Origin of the sequence: Pseudomonas helleri, assembly GCF_009600315.1 — a bacterium.
Lineage (GTDB): Bacteria > Pseudomonadota > Gammaproteobacteria > Pseudomonadales > Pseudomonadaceae > Aquipseudomonas > Aquipseudomonas helleri_A.
Window position 1 is genome coordinate 104,487 of the sequence record NZ_WIWC01000010.1, and the last position, 12,946, is coordinate 117,432.

The following is a 12,946-nucleotide window of genomic DNA, read 5'->3' on the forward strand; positions in this document are numbered from 1 at the left end:
GCTGCATAAATGACCACGATTTTCGATCCGATCAAGCTGGGCGACCTTGAGCTGCCCAACCGTATCATCATGGCGCCGTTGACCCGTTGCCGCGCCGATGAAGGACGCGTACCCAATGCGCTGATGGCGGAGTATTACGTCCAACGCGCATCTGCCGGGCTGATCCTGAGCGAAGCCACTTCGGTAACGCCAATGGGCGTCGGCTACCCGGATACACCCGGCATCTGGTCTGACGATCAGGTACGCGGCTGGACCAACATTACCAAGGCCATTCATGCTGCTGGCGGCCGCATCATGATGCAGCTGTGGCACGTGGGCCGGATCTCGCACCCGATGTATCTGAATGGTGAAGCACCTGTAGCACCGAGCGCCATTGCGGCCAAGGGCCATGTCAGCCTGGTTCGCCCGATGGCCGATTTCCCTGTCCCGCGCGCTCTGGAAACCGCCGAAATAGCCGAGATTGTGGAGGCTTATCGCACAGGCGCCGAAAACGCCAAAGCGGCAGGATTTGACGGCGTGGAAATTCATGGCGCCAACGGCTACTTGCTTGATCAGTTCCTGCAAAGCAGCACCAACAAGCGTACAGATCAATACGGAGGCAGCCTGGAAAATCGCGCACGTCTGCTGCTGGAAGTCACCGATGCCGCCATTGAAGTCTGGGGCGCAGGTCGGGTTGGCGTGCACCTGTCGCCACGTGCCGACTTGCACGACATGGGCGATGACAATCTGGCAGAAACCTTCAGCTATGTGGCCAGTGAATTAGGCAAACGCGGGATCGCATTTATTTGCTCGCGCGAAAAAGAAGGGCCCGATAGCCTTGGCCCACAACTCAAAGCCGCTTTTGGCGGGCCTTACATCATTAATGAGAAGTTCACCAAAGAAAGCGCAAATGCTTGGCTAGCGTCGGGCAAAGCGGACGCTGTTGCGTTTGGTGTACCTTTTATCGCCAACCCTGACTTGCCTGCACGCTTGAAAGCCGATGCTCCTCTCAACGAGGCGCATCCTGAAACGTTTTATGCCAAAGGCCCAGTCGGTTATATCGACTATCCAATGTTGTAAAGAGCCATAGAGTCGAGATCAGAGCGTTTCTGAACGCGCTTAACGCAAAACGCCCAAGGTTTTAGCCTTGGGCGTTTTGCTTTAATTCTGGTAAAAAAAGGGGCGGTTTGACCCGCCCACATTTTTTCCCTAGTCCCTTTTTTCCTTTTCATCATCCTGATGAATCGCGTCCTGCGATGTCCTCTGACGTTCATCCTTGAGCGCCGTATCAATCCGTCGACACAGTTAAGATATTAGAGTTTTATAAAATTGGCGCAAGCGCATCAATGACAGGTTTTTATTAACGATCACTCATTTATAAAAAATAAAACCCTTTTAATTCAATAAGATAAAACTCCAAATATCTAAACAATATCTTTATGACGCTTTTTTAAGCTCTTCACTTACAGCAGATGTAAGCAAAGGCTTACATCCTACGACAGCAAAGGCCCGCTTAGCGCAACATCCGCTATGGCCTCGCAATTGAAGAAGGCCAACCCAGAGCCACAGAGCAATGCCCAGAGTCTGCACAAGGGATTATTACTGTTTCTCCAACATTGCATTCCAGTCTTAGGGATTTATCCACAACGCCATCAGCCTAAAATGGACACAGCTTCCAAACAAAGCCACGAAACGCCAGCTTGTCAGGGTTTCAGCAAACCACCCACCCACGTTTCGTAGTGCCTTCGGCCTAATTACCTTCGACTGAAGACGTCATTCGTTTGCACCGTTGGGACTTGGATAATGAACCTGTTTAAAACGTTGGTTGTCGCTTCTTTTTTGATGATGGGCAGTCAAGTAGCCTTTGCCGAGCAACCCGCAGCCGAGCAATACACGTACGGTTCTCATCTGGACATCGCCAAAGTGATACACATGGATCCCGTTCCTGACGATGTCTGCGGTGTGGTTTCCCTGCAAATGACTTACCTTGACCACCAAGGGCAGGAGCACATCATGCAATACAGCGCGATGGGCAACGGCTGTTCAAATAACTAGAACCGGGTCCCAACGATAATATCGAGCATAAAAAAATGCCCTGAGCCGTAAGCCCAGGGCATTTCAGTCAAATCTCAGTCATATCAAAAAAGCGGTATTACTGAAACAGCGACTCACTCGAAAGACCATTGCGCTCAAGAATCTCTCGCAGACGCTTAAGCCCCTCGACCTGAATCTGGCGTACACGTTCCCGTGTCAGGCCAATCTCAAGACCAACGTCCTCAAGTGTGCTGCTTTCATGGCCGCGTAAGCCGAAGCGGCGGATCACCACTTCACGTTGCTTGTCGGTCAGCTCAGATAACCACTGATCGATACTTTGCGACAAATCATCATCCTGCAGCAGATCACAAGGATCTGTAGGACGGTCGTCGGTTAGGGTATCGAGCAGTGTTTTGTCGGAATCTGGCCCCAAAGATACATCAACAGACGATACCCGCTCATTGAGTCCAAGCATGCGCTTGACCTCTGCGACAGGTTTTTCGAGCAGATTGGCGATTTCTTCAGGGGAAGGTTCGTGATCGAGTTTTTGTGTCAATTCGCGAGCGGCTCGCAGGTAGACATTAAGCTCTTTGACCACATGGATAGGTAAACGAATGGTACGGGTTTGATTCATGATGGCCCGTTCAATTGTTTGACGAATCCACCACGTTGCATAGGTCGAAAAACGGAACCCTCGTTCAGGGTCAAACTTCTCGACTGCCCGAATCAGCCCCAGGTTGCCCTCTTCAATCAGATCGAGCAGTGATAAGCCACGATTGACATAACGTCTGGCGATTTTTACCACCAGTCGCAGGTTACTTTCAATCATGCGCTTACGTCCGGCAGGATCTCCACTTTGCGACAAGCGAGCAAAGTGAACTTCTTCTGCAGGAGAGAGCAGCGGGGAGAAGCCAATTTCATTGAGGTACAACTGGGTTGCATCAAGCGCCCGAGTGTAATCAATGTACTTATGTTGTTTGGCTGCTGCTGTCTTCTTGGACTTGGTGCGGGATGCAGGGGTTGAATCGTCTTCTTCTGACATCAAGTCATTGTCGATTTCGGCGTCCATAAGGAGCACCTCATCGTCGATGTCAAACCCCGGCACTTCTTTATTGAGAGCCATTGCTATAGTCCTTTGATGAGTTCGACCTCAAGCTCAAGCATCGCCTTAATCCTTGGCAACGCTGGAACCTGCTCCTTTACTACATCAGGAACAGGCTGGTAACCGATCAACGTCGTGGAAGGAATTGCAGTGGATCTACAGGTTTACCTTGACGGCGAATCTCAAAGTGAAGTTTCACCCGGTCTGTACCAGTTGACCCCATTTCGGCAATTGTCTGTCCGACCTTGACCTGCTGCCCCTCCCGAACCAACAACCTGCGGTTATGACCGTAGGCACTGACGTAGGTGTCACTGTGTTTGATGATGACCAATTCGCCGTAGCCCCTTAATCCACTCCCGGCGTAAACCACTGACCCATCAGACGCAGCCAAAACAGGCTGTCCCAAATCTCCGGCGATATCAATACCTTTATTCAAACTACCGTTTGAAGAAAATTTACCAATCAAAATGCCATCAGAAGGCCATCCCCAGCCTTTGGGAGCAGGACCCGCGGGCAAGGGGGCTGGCACCACAGCCGCTTTAGTTGTGGCGGCCGGGCGCTTGATAACTGTGGTTTTAGTCCCTGAAGATGAGGACACCACGGTGGTTGTTGTACCAGCGGAAGGCACGGTTCCGGCGCGGCCATCGAAACGGATGGTCTGGCCTGGGACAATCGTAAAGGGCGGATCAATCTTGTTGCGCGCGGCCAACGCTTTCCAGTCCCAGCCGTAACGGAAAGCAATGGAAAACAGCGTATCGCCGCGTCGCACGACGTACTGCCCTGTCGTTACGGCTGGACGCTGAGCAACGCCATTGCGATCAACGACACGCACGCCGTTCTTGGGTGTGCTGGAGCACGCTGCCAACAAAAGCAGCGTCGCACTCAGGAGTACACCCACCACCAGCCTCTGATAGCTTTTGATATCCATACGCTGCGCAATGACTGTGAGACTCACCCGCCGCTCCCTTTTAGATGGTGGTTAAATATTAGAGTGCCAGTACTGGCTTCGTTCAACCGCAAGTATAACTGTCTGTTCAGCTTTGCTCAGAGCAAAGCCGCGTCACAAACAGAGTGATTAATGCATAAACACGCACTCAGCAGGCCCGGCCAATGGCCTTTAAGACCTGCGCCCTGCCCTATAATTCACTCGGCTCAAATAAAGGCTAGGCCAACGGCCCATTGAGTAATGGCACAAAACGGACATTGCCAATAACCCGCCGGGCGAAGCCATGCTCCTCGCGCACGATCAGCATCAACTGCTGAACCTCGCCAGCCCCTACCGGAATAACCAGCCGCCCGCCCGGCGCCAACTGATCCAGCAACGCCTGAGGAACATCAGTCGCCACAGCCGTCACGATAATGCCGTTGTAGGGGGCCAGAGCTGGCCAACCTTCCCAGCCATCCCCCCAGCGGAACACGACATTACGCAGGTTCAGTTCGAGCAGACGTTCTTTGGCACGATCCTGAAGCACTTTGATTCGTTCGACTGAAAAAATCCTCTCCACCAATTGCGACAGGATTGCGGTTTGATAGCCCGAGCCGGTGCCAATCTCCATGACCTTGTCCAGCGGCCCGTCCTCCAGCAGAAGCTCACTCATGCGAGCCACCATGTAGGGTTGGGAGATGGTCTGGTTATTTCCAATCGGCAGTGCGGTATCTTCGTAGGCACGATGCGCCAGCGCTTCATCGACAAACAGATGACGCGGTGTACGACGGATGGCCTCCAATACGTTGCGGTTAACGATACCTTCTTCAAGCAAGCGCTGAATCAGACGCTCACGGGTACGTTCCGAGGTCATGCCAATGCCTCTGTGCATCAGACCATCTTGCTCACGCCCCTTCAACCCAAACCCTCCAGCCAGCCGGCAAGGCTTTTGAAACCATCGCCAAACGTACGGTCCAGTTGCAGCGGGGTGATAGAAACATACCCCTGCATCACTGCATGGAAATCCGTGCCTTCGCCGCCATCCTCAACATCCCCGGCCGCTGCAATCCAGTAGCCCGCCTTGCCCCGTGGGTCGACAACCTGTACCGGCGCAGCTGCACGGGCACGGTGTCCCAAACGGGTGAGCTGAATACCGCGAATCTTCTCAAGCGGTAAATTGGGAATGTTCACGTTGAGCACAGTACGTGGCGGTAAATTCAGCGATGCATGGGCTTCGACCAACTTGCGGGCGAAATGAGCCGCCGTTGGAAGGTTATCGACTTGACGGGACACCAACGAGAAAGCAAACGAAGGAAGATCGAGAAAACGCCCTTCAAGCGCTGCCGCGACAGTGCCTGAATACAGCACGTCATCACCCAGATTGGCGCCCAGATTGATGCCCGATACCACCATATCCGGCTGCTGATTCAGCAAGCCATGAATGCCAAGGTGGACGCAATCGGTGGGAGTTCCGTTAATGCTGATAAAACCATTATCCAGGGTGTGCGGGTGCAAGGGCCGATCAAGCGTCAATGAGCTGCTCGCACCGCTTTTATCTTGATCAGGGGCAATGACCACGCACTCGCTATAATCCGCAAGCGCGCCATAAAGCGCAGCCAAGCCCGGAGCGGTTACCCCATCATCGTTGGAAATCAGAATACGCATAAGTTGTCCGTTTGACCCAAAGGCACCAGATCAACAAGTTCGCGCACCAGAACAGTGGCGAAGCATCCGGCCGGCAGAACAAATTCGAGTTGCAGAATGTCAGGCTCCGGATAATGCCACGTCAACCGCCCAATGGGCAGTCGCAAAATACGTCGCTCGTGGCTCATGCCGGCGCGAACCAACCAGTCACGCAGGTCGGCTTCACGTGCGGCGATGGACTGCTCCAGTACATGGGTCGCGTGCGTGGTTGCAGACTCACCCTCGCCCCATAGCGGGCCAGTGGGATGCAGATCAAGAATCGCCAGGCGTGGATCGTTGCACTCGGCTTCGCCCGCCGGGAAGAAACTTCGACTGTCGGTAAAGGCCAGCAAATCACCGACCTGAGCACGCTGCCAGGAGCCATCGGCCACCCGCGCGGCCAGCACCTGATTGAACAGGTAGCTGCGGGCCGTGGAAAGCAGACGCGAACGGACATTACGCTGCTCAGGCAACGCCTTGCGAGCCGCATAATCACGTGCTTCGCCCAAATTCCCGCCCTGCCAGCCAAAACGCTGGCTGCCGAAGTAATTCGGCACGCCCTGCTTGCTGATCAACTCCAAACGTTGCTGCAGCGCCTCCTTGTCGGCATCCAACTGCGTCAGACGCAAGGTAAAGCCGTTGGCCGCATGAGCACCACGCTGCAATTTGCGTTTGTGGCGGGAGGTCTTGAGGATTTTCAGGGTGTCATTTTCAGCGGCTGACAAGTCTGGATCAGCCTTACCCGGCAACTGCACACTGAACCATTGACGAGTGAGTGCCTGACGATCCTTAAGGCCTGCATAGCTCACTGTGCGCAAAGAGACACCGGCCGCCTTGGCAATACGCCGTGCCGCTTCTTCGGTGTTCAGGCCACGTTTTTCAACCCACAACCACAGGTGCTCGCCGTCTCCGGACAAAGGGATGTCCAGCACTTCATCAACCTGAAAATCTTCAGCCGTGGCTTTAAGCACTGCCGAGCCTAACGGCTCGCCGTACGCCAGAGGCCCCAGCAGATCAAACTCGTTCATGCGCGAACCAACAAAGCGATGGCGTGAACGGCAATACCTTCTTCACGCCCCACAAAGCCCAGCTTCTCAGTGGTGGTGGCTTTTACGTTTACCTGGTCCAAATCAACCTCTAGATCCGCGGCAATCAACGCACGCATGGTTTCGATATGCGGCGCCATTTTTGGCGCCTGAGCAATGATGGTGTTGTCGACATTACCGACCTTCCAGCCTTTGGCATGGATAAGGCCCACGACATGCCGCAACAGGGCGCGACTGTCAGCGCCCTTGAATTGCGGGTCGGTGTCCGGGAAATGCTTGCCGATGTCGCCCAATGCCGCAGCCCCCAGCAAAGCATCGCTGAGTGCATGCAACAGCACGTCGCCATCAGAGTGGGCCAACAGCCCGAATTTGTGGGGGATTCGTACACCGCCCAAGGTTATAAAGTCGCCTTCAGCAAAACAGTGCACATCATAGCCGTGGCCAATACGCATAAAAAAACGCCCCGATTAAGTCAGGGCGTGATTCTACCTACTATTAAGCACTTAGTGCGCTTGCGTGGTGACGCAAGTGATCGTCAATAAAAGTGGCAATGAAAAAATAGCTGTGGTCATAGCCGGGTTGCAGACGCAAGGTCAGCGGATGATTGGCCAACTTTGCAGCCTGCTGAAGTGCTTCTGGCTTGAGTTGCACCGCCAGAAAGTCATCACGATCCCCCTGATCCACCAGCAACGGCAGCTTTTCCTTGGCCTCGCTGATCAACACGCTGGCATCCCATTCACGCCAGCGTGCACGCTCTTCACCTAAATAGTGGGAAAAAGCTTTTTGCCCCCAAGGACAATCCATCGGGTTGCTGATCGGCGCAAACGCCGACACCGACTGATAGCGCCCTGGATTACGTAACGCACAGACCAAAGCGCCATGTCCGCCCATCGAGTGGCCGCTGATGCCGCGCTTTTGCGAAGCCGGAAAGTGGGCTTCGACCAACGCTGGCAATTCCTTCACGACATAATCGTGCATCTGATAATGCTGGGCCCAAGGTTGTTGGGTTGCGTTGAGATAAAACCCGGCCCCCAATCCAAAATCCCACGCGCCCTGCGGGTCATCCGGCACGCCGTCGCCACGAGGACTGGTATCCGGCGCCACAATGATCAGCCCTAATTCAGCGGCCATTTTCATTGCACCGGCCTTGTGCATGAAGTTCTCGTCGGTGCAGGTAAGGCCCGATAACCAATACAGGACAGGCAACTTTGCGCCCTGCTCGGCCTGGGGTGGCAAGTACACGGCAAACACCATGTCGCAGCCTAAAACCTCAGAACGGTGCTTGTAACGCTTGTGCCAACCGCCAAAGCTTTTCTGGCAGGAAATGTTTTCCAATGTCATGGGAGAAACTCCCAGCAGCCGGCCATACGTGAGTAAGCCGGCTGCTGTTATTTAGAAATGGATTACAGTGCGGATGCTCTTGCCTTCATGCATCCGGTCGAAAGCCTTGTTGATGTCTTCCAGACCCATGGTGTGGGTGATGAACGTATCCAGCGGGATCTCGCCGCTTTGCGCCATGTCCACATAGCTTGGCAATTCGCTGCGACCGCGCACACCCCCAAATGCCGAACCACGCCAGACGCGCCCGGTAACCAATTGGAACGGACGGGTTGAGATCTCTTGGCCCGCACCGGCCACGCCGATGATGACCGACTCGCCCCAACCTTTGTGGCAGCATTCAAGCGCCGCACGCATCAGTTGCACATTGCCGATACATTCAAAGGAGAAATCAACGCCGCCATCGGTCATGTCAACGATCACTTCCTGAATCGGACGATCGAAGTCTTTCGGGTTAACGCAGTCGGTTGCGCCCAGCTGACGGGCAATTTCAAATTTGGCCGGGTTAATATCAATGGCGATGATCCGCGCCGCCTTGGCTTTGACCGCACCAATAACCGCTGACAGACCAATGCCGCCCAGACCGAAAATGGCCACGGTGTCACCCGGCTTGACCTTGGCCGTATTGAGGACTGCACCAATCCCGGTGGTCACGCCACAACCAAGCAGACACACCTTCTCAAGCGGCGCCTCTTTTTGAATCTTGGCCACAGAAATTTCTGGCACCACGGTGTACTCAGAGAATGTCGAGGTACCCATGTAATGGAAAATAGGCTGACCTTTATAGGAGAAGCGCGTAGTGCCGTCAGGCATCAGGCCTTTACCTTGAGTCGCACGAATCGCCTGACACAGGTTGGTTTTGCCCGAGAGGCAGAATTTGCACTTACCACACTCAGGCGTGTAAAGCGGGATCACATGATCACCGACCGCAACAGAGGTCACGCCCTCACCAATGGCCTCAACGATAGCGCCGCCTTCGTGGCCAAGAATCGAGGGGAAGATGCCTTCCGGGTCAGCGCCCGACAAAGTGTATGCGTCGGTATGACAGACACCGGAGGCAACAACCCGCAGCAGTACTTCGCCAGCCTTGGGCATGGCAACGTCAACTTCTACGATCTCCAGCGGTTTTTTGGCTTCGAACGCTACAGCAGCACGGGACTTGATCATCAATCGTCTCCAGCAAAGTAAAAACAAGACGGTCAGTGTAAATCAGCTCCGATTGATTAATAATCCAGTCAAAAGCAAAACATTATTGTCATACAGGGACAATCGATCGTGAGTGAGAACCGCTGGGAAGGCATTGATGAGTTTGTCGCGGTAGCAGAATGCGGGCAATTCACTGCAGCGGCTGAACGCCTGGGCGTGTCTTCATCCCATATCAGCCGCCAGGTGGCGCGCCTCGAAGAGCGTTTGCAAACTCGATTGTTTTATCGCAGTACGCGACGGGTCACGCTGACGGAGGCTGGCCAAACTTTTTTGCAACACTGTCAACGCTTGCAAGATGGGCGCGAAGAAGCGCTGCGGGCGATCGGGGACTTGGCCAGCGAACCGAAAGGCATGCTGCGCATGACCTGTGCGGTGGCTTACGGCGAGCGATTTATCGTGCCATTGGTGACGCGCTTTATGGGCCTGTATCCGCAGTTGCGGGTGGACATTGAGCTCAGCAATCGACCGTTGGATCTGGTGCATGAGAGTCTCGATCTCGCCATACGACTGGGTCGTTTGCAGGACTCCAGACTGGTGGCCACCCGGCTTGCTCCAAGACGGATGTACCTGTGCGCTGCGCCATCTTATCTTGAGCGTTACGGCCGCCCCCATAGCGTGTCGGAATTGAGCCGGCATAACTGCTTGATTGGCAGTTCCGACCAGTGGCAATTGCAGCAAGATGGCCGCGAGTTCTCCCAGCGTGTACAGGGCAATTGGCGGTGTAACAGTGGGCAGGCAGTACTGGATGCGGCGCTACTCGGTACAGGTCTGTGCCAGTTGCCGGACTACTACGTGCTGGAGCACTTAAAGACCGGAGCACTGGTGTCTTTGCTGGACGCACATCAACCGCCTAACACCGCCGTTTGGGCGCTGTATCCGCAACAGCGACACTTGTCGCCCAAAGTCAGAAAGCTGGTGGACTACTTAAAAGAAGGGCTGGCCAAACGGGTGGAATACATCACCCTGTAGCAGCTGCCGAAGGCTGCGTCCGGCTGCGCAGCAGTCGTAAACCCCGAGAATTTAGCCAACCTGACACTCCGCGCAATCTGAATTTACGGCCGCTTCGCAGCCGGACGCAGCCTTCGGCAGCTGCTACAGAGTGATCGCGAGTGATTGGTCCGATTAGCGGTTTACCCAACGCAACCGCAGCCATTCCAGGTCTTCCGGGCGGGTCACTTTGATATTGTCAGCCCGACCTTCAATCAAGCGCGGAGCCAAGCCTGCCCACTCCATTGCGGACGATTCATCCGTAATGTTTGCGTCTGCCACCAGACTATCAGCCAACGCCCTATGTAACGCCCCTAGGCGAAACATCTGTGGCGTATAAGCCTGCCAGATCAAACTACGATCAACCGTCGCAACGGCACGCCCGTGTTTATCCACCTTTTTAAGGGTGTCGCGTGCGGGCACAGCAAGCAAGCCGCCTACAGGATCATCGGCTAACTCACCCAGCAGTTTGTCGAGGTCTTCGCGAGAAAGATTGGGCCGCGCCGCGTCGTGGACCAACACCCAATCCTCATCGCACGCGCCGCGCGCATGTAAATGCAAAAGCGCATTAAGCACCGAGTCGGCACGCTCGCGCCCACCGTCAACCCGCACCACACGCGGATCAGCAGCGCATGACAAGGACGGCCAGAAGGGATCATCAGAAGCAATGCTGACCACCAGCCCTTTAAGGCCTGGATGATCGAGAAAACAGCCAAGGCTGTGTTCGAGAATTGTGCGCCCGCCCAACTGCAAATACTGTTTGGGACGGTCTGCGGCCATACGGGCACCGACGCCCGCGGCAGGAATCACGGCCCAGAAGGCCGGTTGAAAATGACTCATTGGGCCAACTGGTAGAGGGTTTCGCCCTCCTTGACCATGCCCAATTCATGGCGCGCACGTTCTTCAACGGTCTCCATGCCTTTTTTCAATTCAAGCACTTCCGCATCCAGGACACGATTGCGCTCCAGCAACACTTCATTTTCAGCATGCTGATCAGCGATTTGCTGGGTCAGGTCGGTAACCTGCGCCAAACTGCCATTTCCCACCCACAGACGATACTGTAGGCCAGCCAGCAGCAAGAGCAAGATGAGAAACAACCAATTGGGACTGCGCATCGAATATCAGGTATCCAGTGAAAAGACAGCCATGCCGAAAACGTAAACAACGAATAGTACAAAGCCTGGACGAACCAGGCTTGGTATACAGAAGCATCAGATTAGTGTCAAAAAACCGTACTTGGCGAATTTTCTGACACTGTCTGCGGACTTTTTACCACCTACCGCTTAACCGCGAAACTCACTGCGACCGTTGTACTTGGCTTTCGCCCCCAACTGCTCTTCGATACGCAGCAATTGGTTGTACTTGGAAACGCGATCGGAGCGGCACAGAGAGCCGGTTTTGATCTGCCCTGCCGACGTGCCCACTGCAAGATCGGCAATGGTGGAGTCTTCGGTTTCGCCCGAACGGTGAGAAATAACCGCCGTGTAACCCGCAGCCTTGGCCATCTGGATAGCTTCCAGGGTTTCGGTCAAAGTGCCGATCTGGTTGAACTTGATCAGGATCGAGTTGGCAATTTTTTTGTCGATGCCTTCTTTCAGGATCTTGGTGTTGGTCACGAACAAATCGTCACCTACCAGCTGAACTTTCTCACCGATTTTGTCGGTCAGAATTTTCCAGCCATCCCAATCCGACTCGTCCAGACCATCTTCAATCGAAATGATCGGGTAACGCTGAGTCAGACCTTTCAGGTATTCGGCAAAGCCTTCGGAATCGAACACTTGGCCTTCGCCCGACAGGTTGTACTTGCCGTCTTCGTAGAATTCGCTGGCCGCGCAATCCAGCGCCAGCGTCACATCAGTGCCGAGGGTATAACCGGCATTGGCAATGGCTTCGGAGATGACTTTCAGCGCTTCTTCGTTGGATGCCAGGTCAGGAGCAAAACCACCTTCATCGCCCACGGCAGTGTTCAGGCCACGGGCCTTGAGCACAGCTTTGAGGTGATGGAAGATTTCAGTGCCCATGCGCAATGCGTCGGAAAAAGTCTTGGCGCCGACTGGCTGCACCATGAACTCTTGAATGTCGACGTTGTTATCGGCGTGCTCGCCACCGTTGATGATGTTCATCATCGGCACCGGCATCGAGTACACACCCGGCGTGCCGTTCAGGTTGGCAATGTGGGCGTACAGCGGCAGGTCCTGATCCTGGGCAGCAGCCTTGGCTGCAGCCAGGGATACGGCCAGAATGGCGTTGGCGCCCAGGGAACCTTTGTTTTCAGTGCCGTCCAGCGCGATCATCGCGTGGTCCAGCGCTTTTTGATCAACCGGGTCTTTACCCAGCAGCAAATCACGAATAGGGCCGTTAATGTTGGCAACGGCTTTCAGCACGCCTTTGCCCAAGTAACGGCTCTTGTCGCCATCACGCAGCTCCAATGCTTCACGGGAACCGGTGGAAGCACCGGACGGCGCGCAAGCGCTGCCGATGATGCCGTTGTCGAGAAGCACGTCCGCTTCCACAGTGGGATTGCCACGGGAGTCGAGAACTTCACGACCTTTGATGTCGACGATCTTTGCCATTGTTGTAAATACTCCAAAGTTGACGAAAACACGCAGCTGAGGGAAATTTTTTATCGGCGGCAAGGGGTAAATG

General features: G+C 54.6%; 14 protein-coding genes. 3 read left to right on the forward strand and 11 right to left on the reverse strand.

Features of this window, described 5'->3' with window-relative positions:
- The first annotated feature begins 9 nt into the window (after window positions 1-9).
- Together GHN86_RS08915 and GHN86_RS08920 are read left to right on the forward strand one after the other, a co-directional pair.
- On the forward strand, window positions 10-1,059 hold the full coding sequence (locus tag GHN86_RS08915; RefSeq protein WP_153378345.1) for an alkene reductase: 1,050 nt from the start codon (window positions 10-12) through the stop codon (window positions 1,057-1,059).
- A 762-nt stretch (window positions 1,060-1,821) separates the two neighbouring features.
- Window positions 1,822-2,034, forward strand: coding sequence for a DUF2790 domain-containing protein (locus GHN86_RS08920; RefSeq protein ID WP_228385402.1), 213 nt, complete (start codon window positions 1,822-1,824; stop codon window positions 2,032-2,034).
- 97 nt (window positions 2,035-2,131) lie between these two features.
- On the opposite strand, the gene rpoS is transcribed toward GHN86_RS08920, so the two are convergent.
- From rpoS to GHN86_RS08960, 8 genes are all read right to left on the reverse strand, one after another.
- A complete protein-coding gene (rpoS, locus tag GHN86_RS08925; protein WP_153378343.1) occupies window positions 2,132-3,136 on the reverse strand; it encodes an RNA polymerase sigma factor RpoS in 1,005 nt (334 codons plus the stop codon).
- Window positions 3,137-3,242: 106 nt separating this feature from the next.
- The gene (locus GHN86_RS08930; protein WP_323369245.1) at window positions 3,243-4,070 is read right to left on the reverse strand and encodes a peptidoglycan DD-metalloendopeptidase family protein; all 828 of its coding nucleotides are present in this window, start codon (window positions 4,068-4,070) and stop codon (window positions 3,243-3,245) included.
- Window positions 4,071-4,278: 208 nt separating this feature from the next.
- A complete protein-coding gene (locus GHN86_RS08935; protein ID WP_194286207.1) occupies window positions 4,279-4,914 on the reverse strand; it encodes a protein-L-isoaspartate(D-aspartate) O-methyltransferase in 636 nt (211 codons plus the stop codon).
- A 41-nt stretch (window positions 4,915-4,955) separates the two neighbouring features.
- Window positions 4,956-5,705: a 5'/3'-nucleotidase SurE gene (gene surE / locus GHN86_RS08940; protein ID WP_153378340.1), complete on the reverse strand. Its 750-nt coding sequence runs from the start codon at window positions 5,703-5,705 to the stop codon at window positions 4,956-4,958.
- Window positions 5,693-6,751 carry a tRNA pseudouridine(13) synthase TruD gene (gene truD, locus GHN86_RS08945; protein ID WP_153378339.1) on the reverse strand — a complete coding sequence of 353 codons (1,059 nt, stop codon included), beginning with the start codon at window positions 6,749-6,751 and terminating at the stop codon, window positions 5,693-5,695. Before truD ends, surE begins: the two co-directional genes overlap by 13 nt.
- A complete protein-coding gene (gene ispF / locus GHN86_RS08950; RefSeq protein WP_153378338.1) occupies window positions 6,748-7,221 on the reverse strand; it encodes a 2-C-methyl-D-erythritol 2,4-cyclodiphosphate synthase in 474 nt (157 codons plus the stop codon). Before ispF ends, truD begins: the two co-directional genes overlap by 4 nt.
- Window positions 7,222-7,264: 43 nt before the next feature.
- Window positions 7,265-8,110 carry an S-formylglutathione hydrolase gene (gene fghA / locus GHN86_RS08955; RefSeq protein ID WP_153386453.1) on the reverse strand — a complete coding sequence of 282 codons (846 nt, stop codon included), beginning with the start codon at window positions 8,108-8,110 and terminating at the stop codon, window positions 7,265-7,267.
- A gap of 51 nt (window positions 8,111-8,161) precedes the next feature.
- Window positions 8,162-9,274, reverse strand: coding sequence for an S-(hydroxymethyl)glutathione dehydrogenase/class III alcohol dehydrogenase (locus GHN86_RS08960; protein ID WP_153378336.1), 1,113 nt, complete (start codon window positions 9,272-9,274; stop codon window positions 8,162-8,164).
- A 108-nt stretch (window positions 9,275-9,382) separates the two neighbouring features.
- Between GHN86_RS08960 and GHN86_RS08965 the strand changes: the two genes are divergently transcribed.
- Window positions 9,383-10,282: a LysR substrate-binding domain-containing protein gene (locus GHN86_RS08965; protein WP_323369244.1), complete on the forward strand. Its 900-nt coding sequence runs from the start codon at window positions 9,383-9,385 to the stop codon at window positions 10,280-10,282.
- 153 nt (window positions 10,283-10,435) lie between these two features.
- Here GHN86_RS08965 and ispD read toward each other — a convergent pair whose 3' ends face one another.
- The 3 genes from ispD to eno all read right to left on the reverse strand — a co-directional run bounded on the left by ispD (window position 10,436) and on the right by eno (window position 12,873).
- Window positions 10,436-11,140 (reverse strand): 2-C-methyl-D-erythritol 4-phosphate cytidylyltransferase, encoded by a 705-nt coding sequence (gene ispD, locus GHN86_RS08970; protein WP_153378335.1) that lies wholly within the window; start codon window positions 11,138-11,140, stop codon window positions 10,436-10,438.
- Window positions 11,137-11,415: a cell division protein FtsB gene (ftsB, locus tag GHN86_RS08975; RefSeq protein ID WP_003440483.1), complete on the reverse strand. Its 279-nt coding sequence runs from the start codon at window positions 11,413-11,415 to the stop codon at window positions 11,137-11,139. The genes ispD and ftsB overlap by 4 nt, the downstream gene beginning before the upstream one ends.
- Window positions 11,416-11,583: 168 nt before the next feature.
- Complete coding sequence (gene eno / locus GHN86_RS08980; protein WP_153378334.1) at window positions 11,584-12,873, reverse strand: phosphopyruvate hydratase; 1,290 nt, start codon at window positions 12,871-12,873, stop codon at window positions 11,584-11,586.
- Window positions 12,874-12,946: the final 73 nt, after the last annotated feature.

Coding starts and splice junctions, on each gene's coding strand:
- GHN86_RS08915 (WP_153378345.1), top strand. CDS start 10: ATGACCACGATTTTCGATCCGATCAAGCTGGGCGACCTTGAGCTGCCC.
- GHN86_RS08920 (WP_228385402.1), top strand. CDS start 1,822: ATGATGGGCAGTCAAGTAGCCTTTGCCGAGCAACCCGCAGCCGAGCAA.
- rpoS (WP_153378343.1), bottom strand. CDS start 3,136: ATGGCTCTCAATAAAGAAGTGCCGGGGTTTGACATCGACGATGAGGTG.
- GHN86_RS08935 (WP_194286207.1), bottom strand. CDS start 4,914: ATGACCTCGGAACGTACCCGTGAGCGTCTGATTCAGCGCTTGCTTGAA.
- surE (WP_153378340.1), bottom strand. CDS start 5,705: ATGCGTATTCTGATTTCCAACGATGATGGGGTAACCGCTCCGGGCTTG.
- truD (WP_153378339.1), bottom strand. CDS start 6,751: ATGAACGAGTTTGATCTGCTGGGGCCTCTGGCGTACGGCGAGCCGTTA.
- ispF (WP_153378338.1), bottom strand. CDS start 7,221: ATGCGTATTGGCCACGGCTATGATGTGCACTGTTTTGCTGAAGGCGAC.
- fghA (WP_153386453.1), bottom strand. CDS start 8,110: ATGACATTGGAAAACATTTCCTGCCAGAAAAGCTTTGGCGGTTGGCAC.
- GHN86_RS08960 (WP_153378336.1), bottom strand. CDS start 9,274: ATGATCAAGTCCCGTGCTGCTGTAGCGTTCGAAGCCAAAAAACCGCTG.
- ispD (WP_153378335.1), bottom strand. CDS start 11,140: ATGAGTCATTTTCAACCGGCCTTCTGGGCCGTGATTCCTGCCGCGGGC.
- ftsB (WP_003440483.1), bottom strand. CDS start 11,415: ATGCGCAGTCCCAATTGGTTGTTTCTCATCTTGCTCTTGCTGCTGGCT.
- eno (WP_153378334.1), bottom strand. CDS start 12,873: ATGGCAAAGATCGTCGACATCAAAGGTCGTGAAGTTCTCGACTCCCGT.